The following is a 25,531-nucleotide window of genomic DNA, read 5'->3' as shown; positions in this document are numbered from 1 at the left end:
GAGGCGGCGTTTGCCGTAGGTGGAGATTCCGGGATCGCGGTGTGCGATAATGAGGCCCGTGGATAATCACAGTGAACAAGTCTTTGCCGTTGTCACCGCCTCTGGCCCTGACAAGCCAGGCGTATCGGCCGCCTTCTTCCGAGTCCTGAGCTCCCACAACGTCGAGCTCGTCGACGCCGAACAGGCTATCTTTTCCGGCCGCATCTCCCTTTCCGCGTATATCCGAGTGCAGGGTTCCCGCCTCAAAGCACTTGAGCAGGGCCTGCGCAACACGTTGAGCATCTATGCGCAATCCATCAACGTGGACCTTCGGGAAGAAGAGGCGACCTCACGGCCGCGCTCTACGCACGTCGTCGTGGTGCTAGGGCGCCAGCTCAACGCCAGCCATATGTCGGCGATTGCCAAAGAATTGGCCAATCTCAACGTCAACATCGACCGCATCCGCGGGCTTTCTACGTACCCGCTCAACGGTCTCGAGCTTTACATCACGATTGAGGGAGCCTCCGACCCTGTCCGCGCCATGTTGGCGCGTCTCGCCACGGAGCAAGGCGTGGACATCGCCATCGAGCGCTCCGGCCTGCAACGCCGCTCAAAGCGCCTCATTTGCTTTGACTGCGACTCCACCCTCATCACCGGCGAGGTCATCGAGATGTTGGCCGCCCACGCCGGAAAGGAAGCGGAGGTTGCCGCGGTGACGGAGCGCGCGATGCGCGGCGAGCTGGATTTCGAGGAGTCTCTTCGCGAGCGCGTGGCCACTTTGACAGGATTGCCGGAGTCAGTCATCAAGGAAACTGCCAACGATATTCAGCTGACCCCAGGCGTGCGCACCACCATCCGCACGCTCAAGCGCATGGGCTACCGCGTGGCAGTGGTCTCGGGCGGCTTCATCCAGGTACTCGAAGACCTAGCTCAGGAGCTCGACCTCGACTATGTGCGCGCCAACACCCTCGAAATTGAGGACGGTAAGCTCACCGGCCGAGTCATTGGGGACGTGGTGGACCGCAAGGCCAAGGAAATGTTCTTGCGCGAGTTCGCCGCGGATTCGGGTCTGAGCATGCTGCAGACCGTTGCGGTCGGTGACGGTGCCAACGATATCGACATGATTTCCGCCGCCGGCTTGGGCATCGCCTTCAACGCCAAGCCTGCTCTGCGTGAGGTCGCGGATACCTCCGTCAATCACCCGTACATGGATGAAATCCTGCAGATCCTGGGTATCCCAATGGAGGAAGTTGCCAGTGAATAACCTCCGTGAGGCCCATCGCCGCCTCACGGTAGCGTGTAGCGAGCGCAGCTGGCGCGATGATCCTGAGGACCCGGATAAGCCTGAGACGGTCCAGGCGATGCAGATTGCGCTCAACCTACCCAAGCAAGACCCGCCCAAGCGCACGGAGGTGTTGGAGGCGGCAGCGAGGGGCGTCGTCAAGCTCTGCCTCGACGATCGGGCTGGACAGGATGGAGCCTTCGCTGAGGCCTTGGGGCAGTGGTATGGGCACCGCATTCGTAAGGTGGCGCGGCGGGCGCGCAACAAGGCCTGGCGTGATGTCCAGGCCCTGCCGGGCGTCACCGTGGAGAACCGCGCGCGTGTTTTCCTCCCCTCAGCGGTACAGGATGTGCACCCGCTCGTGGCCAAGCTGCAGATTGGCCATACCGACCTCCCGAAAGATGAGCAGGAGCCCGCGCTTGGCGACGCCCCCGTGATCTACATCGACGCGTCCCTCGCGATGAGCGCGGGAAAGGCCGCAGCACAAGTAGGGCACGGTTCGATGCTGTTGGCCGCGGCGATGAGCGCCGAGGAAGTAGAAGACTGGGCAGCACAGGACTTTGCGCTGTCCGTGCGCGAAATTCCCCATGAGGAGTTTGCCGTGGCTTGTGCGCGTCCGGGAGCGGTGGTGGTGCGCGACGCCGGCTTCACCGAGGTCGCCCCGGACTCAGCCACGGTGTGCGCGCTGCGCCGCCCCTAGCGGGCCTCAACCAGGCGCTTGAGAGCGCCGCGTACAACCTCAGGGTCGCTCGTGGGCCACATCTGCGGCATCGAGGCGCGTAGGTAGGAGCCATAGCGCTTGGTTTCCAAGCGGCTATCGAGGACCGCGACGACCCCGCGGTCGTTGGCGGAACGCAGCAGGCGGCCCGCGCCTTGGGCCATAAGCAGCGCCGCGTGCGTAGCGGAAACCTCCATGAAACCATTGCGCCCAGCCGCCTTGGCGGCTTCGGTGCGGGCCTGCATGAGGGGGTTATCCGGGCGGGGGAACGGAATGCGGTCGATGAGGACAAGGGAACAGGAGGGCCCCGGAACGTCGACGCCCTGCCAGAGCGTAAGCGTGCCGAAGAGACACGAGTTTTCGTTCTTCGTGAACTTATCCACCAGCGCGCCGATGGAATCCTCGCCCTGAAGATAGATATCGAAGGGGAGCGTGGGCTTGAGTTCCTCAGCTGCCTGTTGCGCGGCCCGGCGCGAGGAGAAGAGCCCGAGAGTGCGCCCGCCCGCAGCCATAATGAGCTCGCGGATTTCCTTGAGCGTCTCCGGGCTGAGACCGTCGCGGCCCGGCTGCGGTAGATGCGAGGCGGTATACAAGATGCCGCTGCGAGCGGGATCGAAAGGATATCCCACATCGAGGCTGTCCCATGAACCTTTGGGCAGGCCCCATTGCGCGGCCATGGCGTCGAAGCGACCGCCCAAGGCCAGTGTGGCGGAGGTCAGCACCACGGTCTGTTCGCCGAAGAGTTTTTCGTGCAGCATTCCGGCGATGGAAAGCGGGGCCACGGCGAGGGTGTCGTTCAGCGTGCGCTCATCGCGCTCCAGCCAGACCACGTCGGCGTGTGCTGCGGGGTCACCGGTGGCGAAGACATCGAGGATGCGAGCGATAGCTTCGACGAGGCTGGCGAGGTGATTGGCCAGGTTCTGGCGCTCGGCAGATTTTTCCGGGTCTTGGGCCTGCTCGCCCTCTGGGGCGCGGGCGATGGTCTCGCGGCAGTCAGCCAGCGTGTCCGCCAAGCTCATGAGTTGTTGCTTGGCTTCCTCTGGCAAGTCGGTCCAGCGTCCGGGCGCGAACTCCCCGAGGAGCTGGCTCAGCTCGTTGGCCTGCTCGGTGAGACGTTGGTCTTTGCCGTTGGCGCCGAGGGACTTGGCGCGGCTGGCCGCCATCTTCAGGGCGCGCCCGGTGATCTCGGCGGTAGAGACTGAGGTGATGCGGCCATCGAGCTCGTGGGCCTCATCGATGATGACGACATCGTGCTCCGGCAGGATGTTGATGTCTGCTACTGCGTCGATGGCGAGTAGCGCGTGGTTGGTGACCACGATATCGACGTCCGCCGCGCGGCGTCGCGCAAGTTCCGCGAAGCAATCCTCGCCGTGCGGGCAGCGCGTGGCGCCAAGGCACTCGTTGGAGGTGACGGAGACCTGCCGCCACGCTAAGTCTGGCACGCCTGGTTCCAAGTCCTCGCGGTCACCCGTCTCGGTGTCTTCCGCCCACTCGTAGACACGCTGGACGTGGCGGCCGAGGTGAGAAACAGCGTCTTCGTCGAGCAAGGCGTCCTCATCCTCCAGTTCGGCGGCGCGGGAAACCTTGTTGAGGCAGACGTAGTTGGAGCGGCCCTTCATGATGGCGAAGGTCGGCTTCTTCTCCAAGTGCGGCTCGAGGGCCTCGGCCAAGCGCGGCAGGTCTCGCTCAACGAGCTGGCGTTGGAGCGCCAGCGTGGCGGTGGAGACGATCACCGTGTGGCCAGTGCCTTGGGCGTGGCGGAAGGCGGGAACGAGGTAAGCCAGGGACTTACCTGTACCAGTTCCCGCCTGCACAGCGAGGTGGCGTTCCTTTTCTAACGCGGTGGTCACGGCCTCCGCCATGCGTACCTGGCCGGCACGCCGCGCGCCGCCGAGGGCGGAGACGGCGGCGTCGAGAAGGTCAACCGTTGAGTCGTGCATGTCAGGCAGTGTAGTCGGTCGCCACCGCCTGCCTACTTAGGAGTCGAAGCCGATGAAGCGGGTCGGAACCGCCGGCTCGTCGCGGGTGAGAGCCAGGCCTTCCCACGGCAGGGTGGTGATGGCCTGAGCTAGATACTCGCGGGATTCGTGGAGAGTGGGCAAGTTGTCCACGATCTCTCCATCGCGCATGAGTGGCACCGTCATCTCGCGGGTGCGCAGCGTGCCCGTGTCCGGGTCCTCGGCGGAGAAGGGGAGTACGAGCTCCTCGACGGCCACTCCGGAGGAACGGTAGGCGCGTAAGGAACGCTTCGCCCCACCCTGCGACTTCTTCGAGGAGGAGCGCTTGGCTACTCGGTGGCCGTCGACCTCGACGACCTTGTACACCATGCTGGCCGTCGGGGCGCCAGAGCCGGTGACTACCGAGGTGCCCACGCCGTAGACGTCGACGGGATCGCCGCGCAGGCCGGCGATGGCGAACTCGTCGAGGTCGGAGGACACCACGATTTTGGTGTTGTGATTGCCCAAGTCATCGAGCTGCTTGCGCACGCGGCGGGTGACCGCGGCCAAGTCGCCGGAGTCGATGCGCACACCGCCCAGCTCGGGGCCGGCTACGCGCACGGCGGTTTCTACGCCCTTGGTGATGTCATAGGTATCCACGAGCAGGGTGGTATCCACGCCGAGGGTCTCGATCTGGCTGCGGAAAGCCGCCTCTTCGTTCGGGGTGCCGTCCTCGTTGACGTGCGCCAACGTCCACGCATGCGCCGCGGTGCCAGAGACTGGAATGTCGTAGCGGTAGCCGGCTTCCAAGTTGGAGGTGGCCTGGAAACCTGCCAGGTAGGCGGCGCGGGCGGCGGTCACGGCAGCGTATTCGTGGGTGCGGCGCGAGCCCATCTCGATGATGGGGCGGCCATCCGCAGCCACAACCATGCGTGAGGCCGCAGAAGCCACCGCGGAATCGGAATTCATGATGGACAGGATCACCGTTTCCAGGATCAGGCATTCACCAAAGGTGCCGCGCACGGTCAGCAGCGGCGAATTGGGGAAATAAAGCTCACCCTCGCGGTAGCCATCGATATGCCCAGAGAACCGGTAATTGGCCAGGTATTCCTTGGTTTCTGCATCCAAGAAGTCCATCTCTGCCAGCTGCTGGGCGGTGAAGCGGAAATCCCGTACGGCGCGAAGGACGCGCTCGGTGCCGGCAACGACACCATAGCGCCGCTCGTTGGGGAGACGGCGGGCGAACACCTCGCAGGCAACCTGGCGGTGTGCAGAGCCATCGCGTAGTGCTGCTTGCAGCATGGTCAGCTCATATTTATCGGTAAGGAGAGCCGTGGAACGATCGCTAGGTTCGAACCCAGAACCCTGGACATTGTCTGAGATAGTAGTCACATCGAAGATGCTACTCAGGCAGTACCGAAAAATCAGCTCTTCTATTCCTCAAGCTGAATGACAACGTAGACCTCGCCGTCGTTGTAGGCCGTGCCTACCGCGGCAGTGGTCATCCGGGGGTCGCGCAAAGCGGCAACGTGAGAGGGGGACGCGAGAAATTTCTCGATAAATTCATATCCGCTGGCTTGGTCCAAGGGCAGGTGATTTTGAACCATCTGCACATTTTCATCCGTGTGCTCTTCCGTCTTGGTAACCGCGTTGCACTCCGCCTTTTCGCGGGCAGCGGTTTGGCGTTCGATCCAGGGCACCAGCGGGGCCTGACCGTCCTGCTTGTGCCACTCGTTGAGCGCCGTGAGCAGATCCTCTTGGATGGTGGCGAGCTGGCGTTGGACGGGGACGTCGGGAAGTTCGTAATCGCACGTTTCAGGTGCGGGAGGGACTGGATCCTGCGAGCTGCCGTCCTCGGACGGAGTGGTCAGGCTGATCACGGCAGTGACGAGCGTGCCACCGAGGACAAGCACGGTGAGGATGCGCTGTAGGAGGGGGATAAGATCCTCTTTAGCCGGTTGGTGTCCCGCGAGAATGTCAGTAACGGCTGGGGGAAGGGTGAAAGAATTCATCGGTGCCACCTGGAAACGACAATCAGGTCAAAGTTGATGACAGTATAACCGCTCGCTATAGGAAAAAATTTAGCTAGGGTAGAGGACATGAAAGCGCACAACGAAACGTCCGCGGGCGTGGTGATGAGTTCGCCCATGGCCACCCCGGAGCTGGATGAGGCGATTGAGGTCGACGTCGCAACGAGCGAAAACCTGCCGTGGATGTGCATTGTCTGGGATGACCCAGTCAACCTAATGAGCTACGTTTCCTACGTGTTCCAGACCGTTTTGGGCTATGACAAGAAACGGGCCAATGAGCTAATGATGCAAGTCCATACCGAAGGTAAGGCGGCAGTCTCTTCGGGCGAGCGCGACAAGGTCGAAGCCGATGTGAAGAAACTACAGGTCGCCGGCTTGTGGGCCACGATGCAGCAGGCAGGATAAGGGTATGCAGGCTTGGAAGAAAAAGAAGTCCTTCATGCGTGGTGCGAAATACACGACTGTTTTCGAACCCATGGAGCGCGAAGTTTTAGGCGATCTCACCGCGACGGTCTCCGAGGCCATCATTGCGCGCGCGCAATCAGCGCCCAAGGACGAGCTGGCGGACATGCTCGATATGCCCACCGGCCACACCGAAGCACCGGAGGATCCATCGCTGGCCCGTCTCTTCCCCGATTTTAAGAAGGCAGGGGATGAGGAGTTCGATGGCGATAATGCGCTGATGCGCTCGCTGCACGAAAATGACATTGCGCGCGCCAAGCTGGAAAACCTTCAAGTGATTAACACCGCCCTCGGTCCCACCGGCGGGGGAGAGGTAGCTATCAGCGAGGAAGAAGCACATGCCTTCCTCGCTGGACTCAATGACCTTCGCCTCTTCATCGCCGCTGGGGACGTGCCGCAGGATGCGCCCGGGGCAGACCGCGATACGCTCGTGGAATGGCTGGCGTTCTGCCAGGATTCGCTGCTCAACGTCATCATGGACTAGCACCGTGCAGACGCTTCCAGGCTTGGGCTTTTCCGTCGGCCATGTCACCCATGAGGACACCGGCGTCACCGTCATTTATTGCGGCGAGCAGGGAACCGTGGCTGGCGTTGATGTGCGCGGCGGAGGCCCCGGAACACGCGAGACGGATCTGCTGGAGCCACACAACACGGTCGAACGCGTTCATGCTCTAGTGCTCGCGGGCGGCTCGGCTTTTGGTCTGGCGGCTGCGGACGGCGTCATGCGTGGTTTGGAGGAAGCCGGTATCGGATTCCCCGCGTTCGGGGAGGATATTCCTGGACCCCGCGTGCCCATCGTGCCGGGCGCGGTCATTTTTGATCTGCTCGCCGGCCCACAGCGCCCCACGGCGGAGGACGGAGAGGCCGCTCTACGCGCCGCGTTGGCAGGGCACGACGCCACGAGCGGCAGCGTGGGCGCAGGAACCGGCGCCTGCGCAGGCAAGATCCGGGGTGGGGTGGGCACCGCGTTTGTCGATGCCTCCCCGTTCACCGTCGCCGCGGTCGTCGTAGCCAACCCGGTGGGGCAGGTGATTGATGCTGAGACTGGGCGCTTGTTTGGTGCGCCGGGTGTACCAGCCGTCGACGTTGAGAAGTTTGCCGCGGCTCGCAGCCTAGCCGAGGCTTTTACGGGCACCTCCCGTCTGAATACCACCATCGGTGCGGTGTTGACCGATGCCCCGTTGAGCAAGGCCCAGGTTAAACGTCTTGCGTTAGCGGGCCACGACGGCATCGCCCGGGCGGTTCGCCCGGCGCATTCCCCACTGGATGGAGATACGCTTTTTGCCGCCGCCTCCGGAACACAGCCTGCGGATCAGGGCATCGGTGCTGCGGAGTTGGCGTCGTTAAGCGCAGCCGCTGCCGACGCCGTTGAGGCAGCCATCGTCGATGCCGTGGTGAGCGCCACCCCGGGGCTGGGTTTGGAGACGTATTCCTCGCTGCGCGCTTGCTAAAGTTGGAGGCATTATGACGACGAGTGGACCCTTTGGCCAGCAGCATTCGCATGAGCCCAACCCCTTCCAGCCCCGCCCGGCAACTCCCGGCGCGGGGCAGCAAGCTGTTCTCAACACGGGGGATTCCAAGAATTACACTCGGGCCGGACGCCTGAAAACGGCTGCGTCTTTAACGGTGGGCTTCCTGGCCGTCGAGTGGATCATCCACATCATTAACTTCCTGTTCTTTGGAAGCGAGCTGGGCCAGTACGGAATTCACCCTCTGGATTTCAACGGCATTTGGGGGATTTTCACCGCGCCGCTTCTCCACGCAAACTTTGAGCATCTCATCGGTAACTCGCTGCCCGGTGCGGTCTTTTGTTTCCTGATCGGTCTCTCCGGCCGCAAGGCATGGTGGGAGGTCACCGTCATCGTGGTGCTCATTGCGGGCATAGGCACGTGGCTATTGGGCGGGCCGGGAACATCGCACATTGGTGCCTCAGGAATGGTGTATGGCTGGTTGGCCTACCTCATCGTGCGGGGAATCTTTAACCGCTCGTTGGGCCAGTTCCTTGTTGGCGTGGGGTTGGGCTTTGCCTATTCCGGCCTCATCTGGGGCGTGTTGCCTATCTATGAGGGGGTCAGCTGGCAGGGACACCTTTTCGGTGCCATCGGTGGCATCGTCGCGGGAATGGTGATCACCTCGGATGACCCAATTAAGAAGGTTAAGCCTGCACCCCAAGGAGTCACGCGCTAATGCCTGATGCAACATCTCCCATCGGGATTTTTGATTCGGGCGTGGGCGGCCTGACTGTCGCGCGTACCATCATCGAGCAGCTTCCCGACGAATCCATTATCTACATCGGCGATACCGCCCATGCGCCCTATGGCCCACGGCCCATTGCCCAAGTGCGTGAGCTTTCCACCGCGATTGCGGATGAGCTCGTGGAGCGCGGCTGCAAAATGTTGGTGATCGCCTGCAACACCGCCACGGCCGCCTTCCTGCACGATGCCCGGGAGCGCTATGACATTCCGGTCGTCGAGGTCATCCGCCCGGCCGTGCGCCGCGCCATCGCCACCACCCGCAACGGCAAGATTGGCGTCATCGGCACGGAGGGCACCATTAATTCAGGCGCGTACCAAGATCTTTTTGCCGTCAACCCGAATGTCGAATGCGAGGCGGTGGCCTGTCCTGATTTCGTGAACTTTGTCGAGCGCGGCATTACCGCTGGGCGCCAAATCCTGGGTGTGGCTGAGGGCTACCTCTCGCCGTTGCAATCGGCGGGCGTCGATACGCTCGTTCTTGGCTGCACGCACTATCCGCTGCTCACCGGTGTCATCCAGCTCGCTATTGGAGACAACGTCACTTTAGTGTCCTCGGCGGAGGAGACTACGAAGGATGTCTTGCGCATCCTCACCACTACGGACATGCTCGCCCCAGCGGGGCAGGTGCCCACCCGCAGTTTCGAGTGCACGGGTGACCACGCGGCATTCGAGCTCTTGGCCACGCGCTTCTTGGGACCCAAGATTTAGTGCTGGTGAAGATGTACAATCGACGCAAATCCCGCATCCCCCGTTGTTTCGTGGAACTATTGAACGCATGAAGCTGACCATCCTAGGCTGTTCCGGCTCGGTGCCCACCGTGGGTAATCCGGCCTCTGGCTATCTCTTGTCTTTTCCCTCTGCTCCGTCCATCATCATGGACTTGGGCCCGGGTACGCTTGCACGCCTGCAGGAACTCCAGGATCCTTGCGATGCCCACGTGGCATTAACTCATCTCCACGCCGATCACTGCTTGGACTTTCCGTCTTTGATGGTGTGGCGTCGCTTCCACCCCACAGCACCCGCGGCGTCCCGTAATTTCTGCCTCGGGCCGTCGACGACTGAGACCCACCTGGGCCGGTTGTCCTCGGATGCCCCGGACGGGGTGGATGACATGAGCGATACATTTGCGTTCAGCCCCTGGGTGGATCGGGAACGCCAGCTTGTCGACGATGTCTACATCACGCCTTTCCGAACCGTGCACCCGGTAGAGACGTATGCCTTGCGCGTCGAGCACTCCAAAACCGGAGCAACCTTGTGCTATTCCGCGGATTCGGCCTATACACCCGCGCTCGTTGAGGCTGCCCAGGGTGTGGATGCTTTCCTTTGTGAGGCTGCATGGGGCGAGACCTCGGAGGATAAAGCCCCAGACATGCATATGTCGGGAGCAGAAGCCGGACGCCTGGCGCGTGAAGCGGGTGTGAAGAAGCTGGTGCTCGTTCACCTCCAGCCGTGGGGCGATGCCGCCGCCACCTACGCAGCAGCTGCTCGCGAGTTCGACGGAGAGATCGTCGTCGGCGCTGCCGGGATGGAGCTCGAGTTCTAATACGCGCGGTAGGGTAGTGGGCATGACTGATTTCACTCGTGCTGATGGTCGCGCGCTCGACCAACTCCGTAGCGTTCGCATTACCCGCAACTTCACCACCAACCCGGCCGGGTCGGTCTTGGTGGAGTTCGGCAACACCCGAGTCATGTGTACGGCTTCCGTGGAATTCGGAGTGCCGCGCTTCAAGAAGGACTCCGGCGAGGGCTGGTTGACCGCTGAGTACGCGATGTTGCCTTCGGCCACCCACGATCGCATGCCTCGCGAGTCGATGAAGGGCAAGGTCAAGGGCCGCACCCACGAGATTTCACGTCTGGTGGGCCGCAGCCTGCGCGCAGCGGTGGACCTGTCTGAGCTGGGGGAGAACACCATCCAGCTGGATTGCGACGTGCTGCAGGCAGACGGCGGTACCCGCACGGCGTCGATCACCGGCGCGTATGTGGCGCTGGCTGATGCGATTGCCTACCTCAAGGAGGAAGGTGTCGTCCCGGGCGAGCCGCTGCTGGATCCCATCGCTGCTGTTTCCGTCGGCATCATCGATGGCCACGTGTGCCTCGATCTGCCCTATGAGGAGGACTCCCGCGCGGAGGTTGATCTCAACGTGGTGATGCAGGAGGGCGGAGACTTCGTCGAGATTCAGGGCACCGGCGAGCACGGTCTGTTCGGCCGCGCGGAGCTCAACGACATGTTGGATGTGGCTCAGGCTGGCTGCGCCCAGCTTATCGACGCTCAAAAGGCGGCCCTCGGATGGTAAAGCTCCTCGTCGCTTCGAATAATGCCAAGAAGCTCAAGGAACTGGAAAAGATTCTCGCCGATGCCGGCATCGCGGGCATCGAGTTGCTCCCCCTGTCCGCGGTGGAGGCTTACCCGGAGCCCGTGGAGGACGGTCGCACCTTTGCCGACAATGCGTTGATCAAGGCGCGCGCCGGGGTGAAGCACACCGGCCTAGCGACGATTGCGGATGATTCCGGCCTCGCGGTGGAAGAACTCAACGGCATGCCGGGCGTGCTTTCGGCCCGCTGGTCGGGCGGACATGGCGACGATGAAGCGAACAACCAGTTGCTGCTGGGGCAGATGTCCCACGTGCCCGCGGAGCGCCGCGCGGCGGCATTCGTGTCGGTCTGCGCCCTGGTGACCCCGGATGGCCAGGAGTATGTGGTGGAGGGCCGTTGGCCCGGCGCCGTGCTCACCGCACCGCAGGGCGAGAATGGCTTTGGCTACGATCCGCTTTTCCAGCCCGAGGGCGAATCCCGCTCCGCCGCGGAGATGTCCCCGGAGGAAAAGAATGCGGTTTCGCACCGCGGCCGCGCACTGGCGCAGCTGCGCGAACCTTTGGCGGCCCTCGCCGGCCAAGCCTAAGCATCCGCCGAGCCATGACGGCTAGCCCCAGCATCCGCGAGCTGGGCTGGTTGAGAGGGACCAAACTAGAAGGACCATCTGCGCATATTCTGCGAAAACCACCTGGGGAAACGCAGAAGCTGACTCGCAGGTGGTCCCTTAACTTTGGTCCCTCCGCACTTGGTTCTACTCACATGGTTCTCCTGCCCTCAAACGAACCTTCTGCGGTGCTTCAGCTGGTTTCTTTGCCCCCAGAGGAACCCGATGAGGGGAACCATATGACTAAAACCATTTGGGCGCAGGGCTGGGGTAAAGAAAAGCCCGCACGGAAAACTCGCGCGGGGTTTGAAATTGTGCGCCCGGTGAGACTTGAACTCACACGTCATAAGACACTAGAACCTAAATCTAGCGCGTCTGCCAATTCCGCCACGGGCGCGGGTTTCGTCGCTGCGGAGCACTCTTGGCTCTGCGCAACGTTCACTAGCCTACAGGGCGGCAGGCCATAGACGGAAATCCACTTTTCTGGGCGTGGTGGGTAGGCTGTTCAGGGTGAGCACCAACCCAGCACCGAAAAAGCGGATGAAGGTTCGATGGTGGCACATCGCCCTCATTGTGCTCTTCGTCGTGCTCTTTTTATTCCTTGCTTATTGGCAGTGGACTCGGTTCCGCTCCGGTTCGGGAACCTTTCAGAACTTGGGATACGCCTTCCAATGGCCGCTGTTCGCGGTTTTTGTTGTTTACGCATATCGCACCGCACTGCGCTACGAGAATGAGCGTATCGATGCCGAGAACGAAGCTCTCGAGCGGGGAGAAGAGCCAGCCCAATATGAGGCTGAGGACGTGCGCGCGGCCAAGGAGCAAGCCGTCACCAAGATCGACGAAGATTTTCTACCGCCCCGTCCACAGGTTGATGTGGAAACCTTCAACGCTATGAACAAGCAGCGCCGCCGTCGCGGCACCGAAGAGGAGAATTTATGAGCAACTCAGTGAACAACGCTGTCCATCCCGACCGTCAAGCGCGTATCCGTGGCCCGCTGAAGTTCTTTTCCATTGCCGCCACGATTACCGGTATTTTTCTTCTGATTCTTGTCGCGCGCATGATCCTGCAGTACGGCGTGGGCATGGAGATGCCGTCGTGGGCCACGCTCATCGCCCAGGCGCACGGCGTGGCCTACATGGTCTACCTCGTGTCCATCTTGGTCCTCGGCCCGCGTGCCATGTGGCCGGTAGGCAAGCTCTTTACCACGGCGCTCGCCGGTGTTGTTCCGTTCCTCTCCTTCTGGATGGAGCACAAGCGCCGCACTGAAGTTGTAGAGCAGTTCCAGCTTTAGGAGTCTTCCACAGGCACCATGATGAGGTTGGCGCCGGAATCGACTACATCCTGAGCTATCTCTGGGGATAGGTCATTTGTTGTGATGAACGTGTCAACTTGGTCAAAGTCGGCCACTCGGTGGGCCGACATGCGGGTGAACTTCTCTGGTGTGGTGACAACGATGACGCGCCTGGCTGCTTGGAAATAAGCCCGCTTAATGGTGGCCTCGGTGAGATTCGGGGACATGAGACCTACCGACGGAGTACACGCGCAGATACCCACGATTGCTAGGTCGAAGCGCATGGACATCACTGTGTCCACAGCTTCTGCTCCGTACACCGCAAGATCATCGCTATTGACGGTTCCGCCGGGAATTATGACGTCGGAGCCGGGTGTTTTGGCTAAGGCCGCGCCCGCGTACAGGGACATTGCTAGGGCCGTGATGTCCATGCCGGCGAGATTTCGGGCGACGGCCGTGGGTGTCGTGCCCGAGTCAATGAGAACACAGGAGCCGGGCTCGACTAGTCGTGCTGCCTCGGCAGCAATAGCGCGTTTTCCAGCGGGGTCCTCTTTTCGGCGAACCTCTAGGGGATAGCGTGCGCCTCGTCGCACAGCGGGGCGAGCGCCGCCGTGAAAGCGCGTGAGGGCCCCAGCTTCTTCTAACTCAGTGAGATCTCGGCGGATGGTAACCGCGGAGGCCCCAGTGAGTTCTTGCAATTGGCTGACCGTTTTGCTTCCCGAGTCAACAGCCCAAATGATTCTGCGTTGGCGTTCTTCCTTGTCCATGCCCCTGATTGTATAGAACTGAAACGACCATATACAGTGAGCGTTTCAATCTTTAATCTGTAGCTTGTCAAGGCAAAAAGCCACGTCATGCAGGATTAAGGAAGATGATTGAAATGCGCAAGACCATTACCCTTGGGCTTATGATGAGTAAGCGGCTCGCTGAGAACATTGCCACTTATGCACCGCAAGGAGTTTCTACCCGGTGGATCGGTAGCGAAGTGGAAGCGCGTGCGTGCGACGGCGTGATTGTCGACGCCACAGAATTCGCTGGTGTTCCTCCCGGCCAGGTTGTGCTGGTGCTTGGCGACGTCAACGGAGTCGCCGAAGAACGCCTTCGGAAGTCAGGCTCGGTGGTCATGGATCGTCACCTGCGCACACATATAGACACCCTGTTAATGGCTTTTGCTGCTTTCGCTGAGCAACAGGCTCTCGTCTCGGTGGCTGCGGGCGAAGTGTACTAAAGCTGCGGAGACTAATCTGGAACGTAGCTATCTCTACTACGCACGAAGGGCTAAGACTCATGTCTCCTCGAAAACTCAGCACGACCCTCATCGCCCTCGTGGTGCTGTTGTCCTTGGCTTGCGCTGCGCTTGGTGTTTACGCTGTGCGCCAACCGCACGAGGTTTATAGCGCCCCAGTTCAGTCCACGAACTCTCAGGTGGTCAAAGCGGTCGAGCGCGAGGAGCAGGTTGTGCTCCTGGGCCTGGGTATCCAGGGGCTGGCGGAAAAATCCTCCGCTGGGCAGGTATTTGGTGTGAAGGTTCCGTGGACCGACCGCACCCAGTTTGTGCAGTATTCCTATAAAGCGAAGCTCGGTATCGAAGGCAAGGAAGTTCGCGTCACCGAAACCGGCGAGCATTCCTACACGGTCCACATTCCGGACTTTATCTTCATTGGGCATACCGACGAGGAGTTCAAGACCGCCGTGGAGAACAACGGAGTTCTCAGCTGGACCACGCAGCCACTCGACGCCGCATCCACGGTGTCGGACGTCCTCAGCGCCGATAAGAAGCGCAAGGACATCAACGACAACCGCGAGCTCTTACAAGACCAAGCCCGCAGCTTTTATGAAGGCATCATTCGCGGAGTGGACTCCGAAGCCCAGGTCACCATGGAGTTCAGCTAGATCCCACGTCGAGTGACCTTTTAACGTGGAATGAACCTTTTAACGTCGAGTGTCCTCTTTACGTGGAATGAACTATGTTCATTCCACCTCCGTGAACTTGCGGTCCCAATAAGCGCGTACCGGGTTGGCGTCCGCGAGGAGGATGTCGAAGCGGTCGTTGGCAATCTCGATGATTTCGCTCAAGACCACGCGCTGTTCCAGCTCATCCGAGTTGGACAGGCGGCGCACGCCCGCATCGATAACCCGGTCGGCCGAGTCGTTGGTGTCCAGGTATGCCACAAAAGGCATGTCGAAGCGCTCGCGGTAGGCCTGTGAGACGTCGATAAGCTGCTGCGTTTGGACATCATCGAGGTCATCCAGGGCCAAGGAACCGCGGTCGGCGGAGATGGTGGCGGCCGAGTCAGCGTCGACAAGCAGCAGCTCATCCATCGCCGGGTAGTCGTGGATCAGTGCACGGTGCTGCTCACTCGGGGCGGTGAGTACCGCAACTTGGATTGCTTCCCGCAGCTGGCTGACGTCCTGGAAGGGACGTAGCTCCCAGGCGGCCTCAAGCGGCCAGGTTTCGTTGTTGAAGAGCGGGCGCAGGGCGCTGACGAAGCTGTCGCGCTCCATCTCGTTGAGCTCCTTAAGGGAGACGCCGGCGCCGTCGAGGCGGCTGACATCATCACCCGACTGCGCACCGACGTGGAAGAACAGCAAGTTGAGGAGAATCGCCGTAATCGCGCCGATGGACATTCCGGAGGAGACAAAGATCTGCGCCCACTCCGGGAAGGCGGTGGCGACGTCCGGCTTGAAGGTGACCAGCATGGCCAGCCCCAGCGCGGTGGTAACGATGGCGGCGTTGCGGCCGTCGGTGATGTCTTCTTTCGCAATGGTCTGCAGGCCGGCCCAGGCAACGTTGGCGAAGAGTGCGAGGGATGCGCCGCCGAGCACCGGGGAGGGGATAGCCGCCACCACGGCAGCGGCCTTGGGCAGCAGGCCCAGGATGATCATGAAACCGGCTGCCGATACAGCCACCCAGCGGGACTTCACGCCGGTGAGGCGAACCAAGCCGACGTTTTGCGCGAAGCAGGTGTAGGGGAAGGAGTTCATCACGCCGCCCAGGGTGGTGGAGAGGCCATCGGCGCGAATGGCGCGCACCACGTCATCGCGCTTGATGCGCTTCTTCACAATCTCACCGGTAGCGAAGACATCGCCGGTGGTTTCCACCATGGTGATGATCATGACGATGATGAGGGAGAGAATCGCCATGATGTCGAACTTCGGCATACCGAAGTAGAAGGGGGTAGTCATACCGATGGCATCGGCCTCGCGCACGCCGTCAAAGGAGGTATCGCCCAATAGGAAGGCCACGCCGGTGCCAATGACCAAACCGAGCAACACAGACAGCGTGCCCAGGAAGCCGCGGAAGAAGCGCTGCACAACAATGATGATGGCCAGCGTGCCGAAGCCATAGAGCAAGTCACGCGCGGCCGGCACCCCGTCAGCGTAATTAACAAAGTCATTTGCTGAGACCGCCAGCAGCGACGTACCCATGACCAGAAGCACGGTGCCGGTGACAATCGGCGGGAAGTATTTGAGCACGCGTCCAAAGACCGGCGCAGCGAAAAAGGTAAAGATACCGGCAGCAATAATTGCGCCATAAATCGTGGGCAGCGGCTGGTCGCCCGCGCTCATACCAATGGCGATGATGGGGCTGACCGCCGTGGTGGTCACGCCCTGGATGATGGGCAGCCGGACGCCGATGTGCTTGCCGACGCCCACCGCCTGGATCAACGTGGCCAGACCACAGGTCAACAGGTCAGCGTTGATGAGGTGGATCGTGGTGGCCTCATCCAGCCCGAGCGAACCCGCGATAAGCAGCGGGACGATGACCGCGCCAGCGTAGAAAGCGAGAACGTGCTGGAGACCGAGCGCCGCTAACTTGGGCGCTGGCGGGACAACATCAACGGGGTGCGTTGGGGGAGTGGCGGGGCTAGCTGTAGCGGCGGTGTCGGACACGCGGGGAGGCTCCTTGCTAAAAAGCGAGTCGAGGATACTGCGCATAACAATAGAGCGCCGCAAGGACACGCACCAAGAGCTCGCCCCAAAAGGTGTGGGAAAGGCCACGTCAGGGGGTGCTTTACCCCCGCTTCCAACCGTACGGTCGTTACCTATGACTGAGCTGACCTGTGCAGTGCTTAAACCAGCCCGTTTGGTGGTGCTTGGCACATATTTGCAGATATGAGGTTATGCGTCCTTACCCCTACTATGGGCTACAGAGAGGGGTTCGGTGACGAAACGGGTTGACCGAATTACCTGTGAACCGAAGTCACCTAAAGCCCTTCTGCGACTAAGCATTACGCGTCGTGTGAACTATGAAGGGAGTCAATATAGTGACCACCGCAACTGAACAGTCCGTGCAGTTCGAGGCATGGAAGGGCTTCGAGCCCGGCCCGTGGACTGAGAACATTGACGTTCGTGATTTTATCCAGCGCAACTACACCCCTTATGGCGGGGATTCCTCCTTCCTCGCTGGGCCCACCGAGAAGACGCAGCGCGTGTGGGATCATTTGGAGAAGAATTACCTGTCCGTCGAGCGCCAAAAGCGCATCTTCGACGTGGATACCCACACCCCGAGCGATATCGATGCTTTCCCGGCCGGTTACATCTGTGAGGACGACAACGTCATCGTGGGCCTGCAGACGGATTCTCCGCTGAAGCGCGCCATGATGCCCAACGGCGGCTGGCGCATGGTCAAGCAGGCTATCTTCGAGGCCGGCAAGGAAGTTGACCCAGACGTAGAGAAGATCTTCACCCGCTACCGCAAGACCCACAATGACGCGGTCTTCGATATCTACACCCCGCGCATCCGCGCAGCGCGTTCCTCTCACATCATCACCGGCCTGCCGGATGCCTATGGCCGTGGCCGCATCATTGGTGACTACCGCCGCGTGGCACTCTACGGCGTGGATTACCTCATCGCTGAGAAGGAGGCTTCCAAGCACGCAGTCGGTGATATCGGATTCTCCGAGCACTGGGCACGCTACCGCGAGGAGCACGCCGAGCAGATCAAGGCGCTGAAGAAGCTCAAGGTCATGGCTGAGTCCTATGGTTTCGATATCTCGAAGCCCGCGAAGACCGCCCACGAGGCAGTGCAGTGGACCTACTTTGGCTACTTGGCCTCCATTAAGTCCCAGGACGGCGCCGCCATGTCCATCGGCCGCCTCTCCGCATTCTTCGACTGCTACTTCGAGCGCGACCTTGCCGCTGGCACCATCACCGAGGAAGACGCCCAGGAGATCATCGACCAGCTCGTGCTCAAGCTGCGCATCGTGCGCTTCCTGCGCACCGAGGACTATGACCAGATCTTCTCCGGTGACCCGTACTGGGCAACCTGGTCCGATGCCGGCTTTGGCGACGATGGCCGCCACATGGTGACCAAGACTTCCTTCCGTCTGCTGCAGACGCTGATCAACCTGGGCCCGTCACCGGAGCCGAACATCACCATCTTCTGGGATCCGCAGCTGCCGGCGGGCTACAAGGAATTCTGCGCTCATATCTCGATTGAGACCTCTTCCATCCAGTACGAGTCCGATAAGCAGATTCGTGAGCAGTGGGGCGACGACGCCGCAATTGCGTGCTGCGTGTCCCCGATGGCCGTCGGCAAGCAAATGCAGTTCTTCGGTGCCCGCGTCAACGCTGCGAAGGCCCTGCTCTACGCCATCAACGGCGGCCGCGACGAGGTCAGCGGCAAGCAGGTCGTGGACGGCTATGAAGCAATCCAGGGAGACGGCCCGCTCGACTTCGACGAGGTCTGGCAGAAGTACGAGGAGATGCTGGACTGGGTTGTGGGCACCTACGTTGAAGCCCTCAACATCATCCACTACTGCCACGACAAGTACGCCTACGAGTCGATCGAGATGGCGCTGCACGATTCGGACATCGTGCGCTCCATGGGCTGCGGTATCGCCGGCCTGTCCATCGTGGCGGACTCGCTCTCCGCCATCAAGTACGCCAAGGTCTACCCGGTGCGCGATGATTCCGGTCTGATCGTGGACTACAAGACGGAAGGTGACTTCCCCTTCTACGGCAACGATGATGACCGCGCCGATGACATCGCCGCCACCATCGTTCACACCGTGATGGAGAAGATTAAGGCCATCCCGATGTACCGCAACGCCATCCCCACCCAGTCGGTGCTGACCATTACCTCCAACGTGGTCTACGGCAAGGCCACCGGTGCCTTCCCGTCCGGCCACGAGGCGGGCACCCCGTTCGCGCCGGGCGCCAACCCGGAGAACGGCGCGGATAGCCACGGCATGGTTGCCTCCATGCTGTCGGTAGGCAAGCTGGACTACAAGGATGCACTCGACGGCATCTCGCTGACCAACACCATCACCCCGTCCGGATTGGGCCGCACCCCGGAGGAGCGTATCACCAACCTGGTGGGCGTCCTCGACGCCGGCTTCATCATGGATTCCGAATAGACCACATCCACACCACTTCCTAAGGAGAACACAACATGGCAACCAAAACTTTCGACGAGCGCCTCGCTTCCATGAAGGCCAGCCGCACCGCCAACAACATGAACTCGGGCCTCTACCACGCCAACATCAACGTCCTGGACAAGTCCACCCTGGAGGACGCCGTTGAGCACCCGGAGAAGTACCCGAACCTCACGGTCCGCGTTTCCGGCTACGCGGTGAACTTTGTGAAGCTCACCCGCGAGCAGCAGCTCGACGTCATCTCCCGTACCTTCCACCAGGGCTCCTAAATGGCAGATGGCATTACCGGCGTCGTGCGCCTTACCCCAGAAGAAGGGGAGAAGGTGCGCGGCGCCGCCGCCGGTTTAGGAACGGATAATGACCTCGAGGGCTACACCCGCCCGGAGTTGATGCAAGCCCGCCGCTCTGGCGATGTCGCGCTCGTGCACTCCTGGGAGCTGGTGACGGCCGTGGATGGGCCTGGAACCCGCATGACCATGTTCATGTCGGGTTGCCCGTTGCGCTGCCAGTATTGCCACAACCCCGACACCATGGAAATGAAGGTCGGCACCTTGGAGCGCATCGAGGATGTGGTCAAGCGCATCAAGCGCTATAAGCCCGTCTTCAAGGCCTCCGGTGGTGGGCTGACCATTTCGGGTGGTGAGCCGCTCTTCCAGATCGCCTTCGCGCGGCGCCTGCTCAAGGAAGTTCACGATGCAGGCATCCACACCACGATCGACACCTCGGGTTACCTCGGCGCGCGCCTGCGCGATGAGGACCTGGACAATATCGACCTGGTGCTCTTGGACGTCAAGTCTGGTGACGAGGAGACCTATAAGAAGGTCACCCGCCGCGAGCTGCAGCCGACGATCGATTTTGGGGATCGCCTCAACGCCATGGGCAAGCCGGTCTGGATTCGCTTCGTGGTGGTGCCGGGGCTTACCGACAGCCCCGAGAACGTCGCCAACGTAGCCAAGATCGTCTCCCGCTGGAAGAGCAATATTGAGCGCATTGAGGTGCTGCCCTTCCACAACATGGGCGCGGACAAGTGGCACGAGCTGGGCTACCCGTACACCCTGGAGGACACAAAGCCACCGAAGCCGGAAGACGTGGAGGAGATCCGCGAGGTGTTCCGTAAGGAAGGTTTCGTGGTCTACTAGAAGCATGAAACGCTTCGGCCATACCATCAAGGAACACACCATCACCGTCCCCTGGGACTATGACAATCCAGCCGCGGGGGAGTTCGAGCTCTATGCTCGGGAAATCATCCCGCCGGGCGGTGAGAAGTACCCGGCGCTGCTCTATAACCAGGGCGGGCCGGGTTTCCCGGCGCCGCGGCCGACGGGTGCCACTGGGCTGATCCGCAAGGGCTTGGAGCGCTACCGCTGGATCCTCATGGACCAGCGCGGCACTGGGCGCAGCCACCGCATCGATGAGCTCAGCCCGGCTGAGGATCGCACGGCGCAGCGCTTGGCACAGCTGCGGCAGGAGAATATCGTGCGCGATGCCGAGCACCTGCGCGAGCACCTCGGTGAGGACTCCTGGGATCTCTACGGCCAATCCTTTGGCGGCTTCATCATTACTGCCTATATTTCGATGTTCCCCGATTCCATCGGCCGTGCCTTTCTCACCGGTGGCCTGCCCACCCTGACTAAGGGTGCGGATGATCTCTACCGCACGACCTTTGCCAAGCTCAAGGTGCGTCACGAACGTTTCTATGCCCAGTTCCCGTGGGCTCAAGCACGCATCGAGGAGCTCATCCACCACCTGGACAACTCAGAGGAGCTGCTGCCGACAGGGGAGCGCCTGTCCTCCCGCCGCTTCCGCACTATCGGCATTGAGCTGGGACGCGGCACCGGATTCGATTCTCTGGGCTACCTGCTGGAGGAGCCTTTCCGCACCGTGAACGGCGAGAAGCGCTTGCGTTCGGACTTCCTCAACAACGTCGGTAGCCGCGTGAGCTTCCAGGCCGGTCCGCTCTACGCGGCGATCCATGAGTCCATTTACGGTGGCGTTGGCGGCCAGGCCGTCACCGGCTGGGCGGCGCACCGCATGCGCGAGGAATTCCCCGAGTTCGCCGAGGATGGCACGTGTCTGACCGGCGAGCACATTTTCCCTTGGCAGTTCGACGAGGACCCGGCGCTGCGCCCCTTCAAGCAGGCTGCCGAGGAGCTCGCCGCCCACGAGTGGGCAAGCTCGCCGTACGATGCCGCCAAGCTTGCCGACGCCCCCGTTACCGCCTCCGCCGCCATCTACCTTGACGATATCTTCGTGCCCTTCGAAGACTCCCTGGCCACGGGGGAGACCTACCGCGACTTGCGCCCGGTGGTGACCAACCGCTTCCAGCACAACGGTATTAGCGAAGACGGCGCAGGGATTCTGGGTGAGCTCTTCCGGGTGGCCGACCAGCGTTAAGCGCTTCGACTGGGCTCGGGGAGTAGTCTCCCTCGCCGTGTGGTGGTGGTCACCGTGTGGCACACTGGTTAGGAAAATCTAAATCGAGCAGAAAGGATAAGCCTATGGGCGGTCTCATCGTCATCGGCGTGATTCTCCTACTTATTATTGCCACCGCCTTCGACGGTTTCTATATCGTCCGGACGAAGGAAGCCGCCATCATTGAGCGGATGGGTAAGTTCGTGAACGTTGCTCACGCGGGCTTGCACTTCAAGGTGCCTTATGTCGACCGCGTGCGCGCCAAGATCAGCCTGCAGATCCGTCAGCTCGATGTCATGGTGGAAACCAAGACCAAGGACAACGTCTTCGTTCAGATCCCCGTTGCCGTGCAGTACGAGGTAGTTCAAGGCAGCGAGCGCCAGGCCTTCTACACCCTGTCCAACCACGAGCAGCAGATCGTGGCTTACGTTCAGGACAACGTCCGCTCCTCCGTGGCAAACATGAACCTGGATGATTCCTTCTCATCCAAGGACACCATCGCCCGCAACGTGGCGATGTCCCTGCGCGATAACATGGCCGCCTATGGCTGGAACTTCGTCAACACCCTGGTCACCGATATTCGCCCGGATGCCCGCGTGCGCGAGTCCATGAACTCCATTAACGCGGCGCAGCGTGAGCGCGAGGCAGCCGTCGCCCAGGCAGAGGCCGAGAAGATCCGCGTGGTCAAGGAAGCCGAAGGTGCGGCCGAGGCCAAGAAGCTGCAGGGCCGCGGTGTGGCTGACCAGCGTAAGGAGATCGTCGAAGGTATTGCTCAGCAGTATGAGCTGCTGCGTGCTGCCGGCGTGCAGGAGAACCCCGAGACCCTCATGCTGGTGTCCCAGTACCTCGACGCCATGGTGGATGTGGCCGACCGCGCTCACACCAACGTGCTCTACATGCCGTCCAACCCGGGCGGCATGCAGGATCTCTTCGGCGGTATGCGCGATACGTTGCTGTCCACTAACGCTATTAATGAAGCCCCGAAGCCGAAGGTGCCGGCCGGCGAAGCAAAGCACAGCCGCGAGGACACCGCCGCTGAGCGCCGCCGCCGTGAGGAGCAGGAGCGCCGCGAGCGCGATGAGCGTGCCCGCCGCGAAGCTGAAGCGATGGAACAGGCACAGCGCGCACAGCAGCAGGCACAAGAACAGGTGCAGAACGCTCAGCAGGGCCAGGGCTTTGGTCAGATTTCGGGCTTCCCAGCCCCGCCGCAGGGCAACAACCAGCCGCAGAGCGCGCGTGACTACTTTGATCAGTTGCGCAACCAGCTCAACAAGGACAACTAAACACAGTTAAAACACCCGAAGAGGGCCTTCCCGCAGTTTGGGAAGGCCCTCTTGTCGTTGCCCTACACAGCGGACGTGATAGCTAGGCACCGCGCATCATGTGGTGCAGCGCCGAGCACGCTACCTACTTGACGTAGCCGATGTTCTCCACCTCAATGACGGCGAAGGAGTTGGCACCGAAGTTTGCGATATCGGGGTGGGTCGCAACCATGGTCGGGCCGTTGAAGATAGGAATGATGCCGTACTGGGCAAGGGCTTCTTTCTCCAGCTCATTGGATCTTTTGATCTGCTCGTCTGGGTCAGCGATCTGGGATAGCTCGTCGATCTTCTTGTCCAGTTCTGGCGTACCCGTACCGGAGCGGTTGAGCTGGGAGCCGGAGCGATAGGTCTGGCCGAAGTAAGCGACACCGAAGGGATCACCGGATGAGAAACCCATAGGCAGAATATCGAAGTCGTACTTGGAGGTGATCTCAGAGAAGTCAGAGACTGGGCGTTCCTCCACCTTCAGGTCCACGCCGATATCCTTCATCATCTTTTGGGTGGCGGTCGCCATGGCCTTGCTGATGGAAGAATCTCCCAGCAGCGTGTAGCGCATGGACAGCTTCTTGCCGTCCTTCTCGCGGATGCCGTCGCCGCCTTCCTTCCAGCCGGCCTCATCGAGGAGCGACTTGGCCTTCTCTGGATCGAAAGAAATGACTGCGCCGACGTTGTCCTCGTAGCCCTTCTGGGTTTGGTAGAGGTTGAAGGAGCCTGGCAGGTCCTCGGTGTAGCCGTTGAGTCCGTTGAAGCGGATACCGGAGAGCGTGGCGCGGTCGATACCGGTCATGATGGCTTCGCGCACCTTGATGTCAGAGAGGATCTCGTTCTTGGAGTTGAGCGTGTACAGGTTCTTGCCTGGGGTCATGGCGGTGCGAATTTCAACGTCGGGCATGTCCTTGACGGCTGCCAGGCGTTCCTTGTTGGCCACGCCGGTGGCGTCGATTTCGCCGGCCTTGAAGGCGTTAATGGAAGCCTGGTCTTCCATCTGGCGGTAAGTCACCTTGTCCAGGAAAGGCTTATCACCCCACCACTTCTCGTTCGGGACGAAGGTAGCGCTGCCGTTCTTGAAGTCGACGCTTTCGACCTTGTACGGGCCCGCACCCCACTCCGGGTGGACCTTGCCCAGGTAGGCCTCGTTGAACTTCTCCGCGGAGTCAACCTGTGGCGGGAGCAGGACGTTGAACAGACCCTGCCACCACGGATAGGCCTGTTTAAAGGTGATGACGGCCTGCTTGTCGTTCTCACCTGGCTTGACGGACTCGATGAGCTCGTAGCCGTCGGTGGCGCTAACGTTGACGTCCTTGTTCTCACCGTTGTTGAACTTCCACGTGTTCTCAAAGGATTTCCAGTCAATCGGAGTACCGTCGTTGTACTGCGCCTTCTCGTGGATGGTGAAGGTGACGACAGTCTTTCCGTCCTTTTCTTCGTCTTTGACGTCGGTGATGTAGTCATTGTTGACGTGGAACTCACCCGCGCCATCGAAGAGGCCAATTTGCGGGTTGTAGTACTTCCACAGGCTCAGGGTGTATGAGGTGGCGTCGGCCTGGAAGGTGTTCTGCTGCTGGGAGATCTCGTCGATAGCCAAGCGCAGCTCGCCACCCTCCTTGAGCTCGGAGCGGTCCTTGGGGTTGTAGGAGCCGTCCAGCTTGACGTCGAGCTTCTCGCCGGAGGCGGAATTCCCTGATCCATCGGAGCCGGAGCCGCCATCGGAGGCGCAGCCGGTGAGGATGAGGGCAGAGGCGGTGACCACTGCGAGGGCGGTCCTGCGGAGCTTCATATTCATATGTGTGTCCTTTCGAGAGGAAACATGGAGACAAAGGTGAGTATTTAGTTATAAGTCTTGCTAAGCCGGGGTTTCGGCGGGCTGGTAAATCTCGCGCACCCGGTCACGCTCCACGGCTGGATCCGGCACCGGGATGGCGGAGAGCAGCGCGCGGGTATAGGCGTGTTGCGGGTTGTCAAAGACCTCGTCCGTGGGGCCGTATTCCACGAAGTCGCCCTTGTACATCACGGCGACCTTGTCGGAAAGGTGGCGCACAACGGACAGGTCGTGGGCCACGAACACCAAGGAGATGCCCAGGCGGTTCTTCAGGTCGTGCAGCAGGTTGATGATGCCGGCCTGGATGGAGACGTCGAGGGCGGAGACGGGCTCATCGAGCACCACGATGGAGGGGTTGGTGGCCAGAGCACGGGCCAGGCCGATGCGCTGGCGCTGTCCGCCGGAGAAGTGTCCGGGGAAGCGATCCACCTGGTGGGATTCCAGACCGACGAGCTGCATCAGCTCAGCCACGCGCTGGCCGACGTCCCCCTCGTACCCCAGCGACTCCAGCGGCTCAGCGATGATCTCGCGGATGGTCATACGTGGGTTGAGCGAGCTCATCGGGTCCTGGAAGACGATTTGGATGTCCTTGCGCAGCTTTCGGCGTGCGGACGCGCTCAAGCCGGAGGTGTTGGTGCCGTTGACAACGATGGTGGAACCCTCGGGCGGGTTCAGGTCCATGATTTCCAGCAGGGTGGTGGTCTTGCCGGAGCCGGACTCGCCCAC

26 protein-coding genes and 1 tRNA gene are annotated in these 25,531 nt (G+C 61.3%); 19 read left to right on the top strand and 8 right to left on the bottom strand.

Annotated features, from left to right (window positions below):
• Positions 1-49: 49 nt before the first annotated feature.
• Positions 50-1,243 (top strand): phosphoserine phosphatase SerB, encoded by a 1,194-nt coding sequence (gene serB, locus HMPREF2743_RS08830; RefSeq protein ID WP_070818604.1) that lies wholly within the window; start codon positions 50-52, stop codon positions 1,241-1,243.
• Entirely contained in the window at positions 1,236-1,961 is a 726-nt protein-coding gene (locus HMPREF2743_RS08825) for a peptidyl-tRNA hydrolase (RefSeq protein WP_070818603.1), read from the top strand. The genes serB and HMPREF2743_RS08825 overlap by 8 nt, the downstream gene beginning before the upstream one ends.
• Here HMPREF2743_RS08825 and HMPREF2743_RS08820 read toward each other — a convergent pair.
• The 3 genes from HMPREF2743_RS08820 to HMPREF2743_RS08810 are packed head-to-tail and all read right to left on the bottom strand — an operon-like array spanning position 1,958 to position 5,928.
• The gene (locus HMPREF2743_RS08820) at positions 1,958-3,919 is read right to left on the bottom strand and encodes an ATP-dependent DNA helicase (protein ID WP_070818602.1); all 1,962 of its coding nucleotides are present in this window, start codon (positions 3,917-3,919) and stop codon (positions 1,958-1,960) included. The genes HMPREF2743_RS08825 and HMPREF2743_RS08820 overlap by 4 nt on opposite strands.
• Before the next feature lie 36 nt (positions 3,920-3,955).
• The gene (locus HMPREF2743_RS08815) at positions 3,956-5,308 is read right to left on the bottom strand and encodes a nicotinate phosphoribosyltransferase (RefSeq protein ID WP_070818601.1); all 1,353 of its coding nucleotides are present in this window, start codon (positions 5,306-5,308) and stop codon (positions 3,956-3,958) included.
• Between the two features lie 41 nt (positions 5,309-5,349).
• Positions 5,350-5,928 carry a CAP domain-containing protein gene (locus HMPREF2743_RS08810; RefSeq protein WP_070818600.1) on the bottom strand — a complete coding sequence of 193 codons (579 nt, stop codon included), beginning with the start codon at positions 5,926-5,928 and terminating at the stop codon, positions 5,350-5,352.
• 87 nt (positions 5,929-6,015) lie between these two features.
• Between HMPREF2743_RS08810 and clpS the strand changes: the two genes are divergently transcribed.
• The 8 genes from clpS (at position 6,016) to rdgB (ending at position 11,562) form a co-directional block, all read left to right on the top strand.
• On the top strand, positions 6,016-6,351 hold the full coding sequence (gene clpS, locus HMPREF2743_RS08805) for an ATP-dependent Clp protease adapter ClpS (RefSeq protein WP_083321621.1): 336 nt from the start codon (positions 6,016-6,018) through the stop codon (positions 6,349-6,351).
• Between the two features lie 4 nt (positions 6,352-6,355).
• On the top strand, positions 6,356-6,892 hold the full coding sequence (locus HMPREF2743_RS08800; protein ID WP_070818599.1) for a DUF2017 domain-containing protein: 537 nt from the start codon (positions 6,356-6,358) through the stop codon (positions 6,890-6,892).
• 4 nt (positions 6,893-6,896) lie between these two features.
• Positions 6,897-7,859: a P1 family peptidase gene (locus tag HMPREF2743_RS08795; protein WP_070818598.1), complete on the top strand. Its 963-nt coding sequence runs from the start codon at positions 6,897-6,899 to the stop codon at positions 7,857-7,859.
• Between the two features lie 13 nt (positions 7,860-7,872).
• Entirely contained in the window at positions 7,873-8,595 is a 723-nt protein-coding gene (locus HMPREF2743_RS08790) for a rhomboid family intramembrane serine protease (RefSeq protein ID WP_246824490.1), read from the top strand.
• Positions 8,595-9,371 (top strand): glutamate racemase, encoded by a 777-nt coding sequence (gene murI / locus HMPREF2743_RS08785; protein WP_070525294.1) that lies wholly within the window; start codon positions 8,595-8,597, stop codon positions 9,369-9,371. Before HMPREF2743_RS08790 ends, murI begins: the two co-directional genes overlap by 1 nt.
• A gap of 67 nt (positions 9,372-9,438) precedes the next feature.
• Entirely contained in the window at positions 9,439-10,206 is a 768-nt protein-coding gene (locus HMPREF2743_RS08780) for an MBL fold metallo-hydrolase (RefSeq protein WP_070525297.1), read from the top strand.
• Between the two features lie 22 nt (positions 10,207-10,228).
• Complete coding sequence (gene rph / locus HMPREF2743_RS08775) at positions 10,229-10,957, top strand: ribonuclease PH (RefSeq protein ID WP_070525301.1); 729 nt, start codon at positions 10,229-10,231, stop codon at positions 10,955-10,957.
• Positions 10,951-11,562, top strand: a complete 612-nt coding sequence (rdgB, locus tag HMPREF2743_RS08770) for an RdgB/HAM1 family non-canonical purine NTP pyrophosphatase (protein ID WP_070744980.1) — start codon at positions 10,951-10,953, stop codon at positions 11,560-11,562. Before rph ends, rdgB begins: the two co-directional genes overlap by 7 nt.
• 333 nt (positions 11,563-11,895) lie before the next feature.
• On the opposite strand, the gene HMPREF2743_RS08765 is transcribed toward rdgB, so the two are convergent.
• Positions 11,896-11,977, bottom strand: a tRNA-Leu gene (locus HMPREF2743_RS08765).
• Positions 11,978-12,120: 143 nt separating this feature from the next.
• Here HMPREF2743_RS08765 and HMPREF2743_RS08760 point away from each other — a divergent pair.
• Positions 12,121-12,519, top strand: a complete 399-nt coding sequence (locus HMPREF2743_RS08760; protein ID WP_010191248.1) for a hypothetical protein — start codon at positions 12,121-12,123, stop codon at positions 12,517-12,519.
• The gene (locus tag HMPREF2743_RS08755) at positions 12,516-12,872 is read left to right on the top strand and encodes a DUF3817 domain-containing protein (protein ID WP_010191247.1); all 357 of its coding nucleotides are present in this window, start codon (positions 12,516-12,518) and stop codon (positions 12,870-12,872) included. The genes HMPREF2743_RS08760 and HMPREF2743_RS08755 overlap by 4 nt, the downstream gene beginning before the upstream one ends.
• Here HMPREF2743_RS08755 and HMPREF2743_RS08750 read toward each other — a convergent pair.
• Positions 12,869-13,639, bottom strand: coding sequence for a DeoR/GlpR family DNA-binding transcription regulator (locus HMPREF2743_RS08750; RefSeq protein ID WP_070818596.1), 771 nt, complete (start codon positions 13,637-13,639; stop codon positions 12,869-12,871). The genes HMPREF2743_RS08755 and HMPREF2743_RS08750 overlap by 4 nt on opposite strands.
• 140 nt (positions 13,640-13,779) lie before the next feature.
• On the opposite strand from HMPREF2743_RS08750, the gene HMPREF2743_RS08745 reads away from it, so the two are divergent.
• Positions 13,780-14,100: a hypothetical protein gene (locus HMPREF2743_RS08745; protein WP_246824489.1), complete on the top strand. Its 321-nt coding sequence runs from the start codon at positions 13,780-13,782 to the stop codon at positions 14,098-14,100.
• A 59-nt stretch (positions 14,101-14,159) separates the two neighbouring features.
• Positions 14,160-14,765: a hypothetical protein gene (locus HMPREF2743_RS08740; protein ID WP_070525308.1), complete on the top strand. Its 606-nt coding sequence runs from the start codon at positions 14,160-14,162 to the stop codon at positions 14,763-14,765.
• Positions 14,766-14,843: 78 nt separating this feature from the next.
• On the opposite strand, the gene HMPREF2743_RS08735 is transcribed toward HMPREF2743_RS08740, so the two are convergent.
• On the bottom strand, positions 14,844-16,811 hold the full coding sequence (locus HMPREF2743_RS08735; protein ID WP_371441234.1) for a solute carrier family 23 protein: 1,968 nt from the start codon (positions 16,809-16,811) through the stop codon (positions 14,844-14,846).
• 311 nt (positions 16,812-17,122) lie between these two features.
• Here HMPREF2743_RS08735 and HMPREF2743_RS08730 point away from each other — a divergent pair, with 311 nt between their 5' ends.
• From HMPREF2743_RS08730 to HMPREF2743_RS08710, 5 genes are all read left to right on the top strand, one after another.
• Complete coding sequence (locus HMPREF2743_RS08730) at positions 17,123-19,234, top strand: pyruvate formate lyase family protein (protein ID WP_246824488.1); 2,112 nt, start codon at positions 17,123-17,125, stop codon at positions 19,232-19,234.
• A 35-nt stretch (positions 19,235-19,269) separates the two neighbouring features.
• A complete protein-coding gene (gene grcA2 / locus HMPREF2743_RS08725) occupies positions 19,270-19,521 on the top strand; it encodes an autonomous glycyl radical cofactor GrcA2 (protein WP_070525314.1) in 252 nt (83 codons plus the stop codon).
• Positions 19,522-20,391, top strand: coding sequence for a pyruvate formate-lyase-activating protein (gene pflA, locus HMPREF2743_RS08720; RefSeq protein ID WP_070818593.1), 870 nt, complete (start codon positions 19,522-19,524; stop codon positions 20,389-20,391). It abuts the gene before it with no gap.
• Between the two features lie 4 nt (positions 20,392-20,395).
• On the top strand, positions 20,396-21,646 hold the full coding sequence (locus tag HMPREF2743_RS08715) for an alpha/beta fold hydrolase (RefSeq protein WP_070525318.1): 1,251 nt from the start codon (positions 20,396-20,398) through the stop codon (positions 21,644-21,646).
• Positions 21,647-21,750: 104 nt separating this feature from the next.
• Positions 21,751-22,947, top strand: coding sequence for an SPFH domain-containing protein (locus HMPREF2743_RS08710; RefSeq protein WP_070525320.1), 1,197 nt, complete (start codon positions 21,751-21,753; stop codon positions 22,945-22,947).
• 124 nt (positions 22,948-23,071) lie between these two features.
• Here HMPREF2743_RS08710 and HMPREF2743_RS08705 read toward each other — a convergent pair whose 3' ends face one another.
• Together HMPREF2743_RS08705 and HMPREF2743_RS08700 are read right to left on the bottom strand one after the other, a co-directional pair.
• Positions 23,072-24,769, bottom strand: coding sequence for an ABC transporter family substrate-binding protein (locus HMPREF2743_RS08705; RefSeq protein ID WP_070525322.1), 1,698 nt, complete (start codon positions 24,767-24,769; stop codon positions 23,072-23,074).
• 60 nt (positions 24,770-24,829) lie between these two features.
• The coding region (locus tag HMPREF2743_RS08700; protein WP_141761407.1) for an ATP-binding cassette domain-containing protein at positions 24,830-25,531 on the bottom strand (702 nt) is incomplete at its 5' end.

The organism is Corynebacterium sp. HMSC036D02 (assembly GCF_001836165.1).
Taxonomy (GTDB): domain Bacteria; phylum Actinomycetota; class Actinomycetes; order Mycobacteriales; family Mycobacteriaceae; genus Corynebacterium.
Note: the sequence above shows the minus strand (reverse complement) of the source record. Positions and strands in the feature narration are given on the sequence as shown.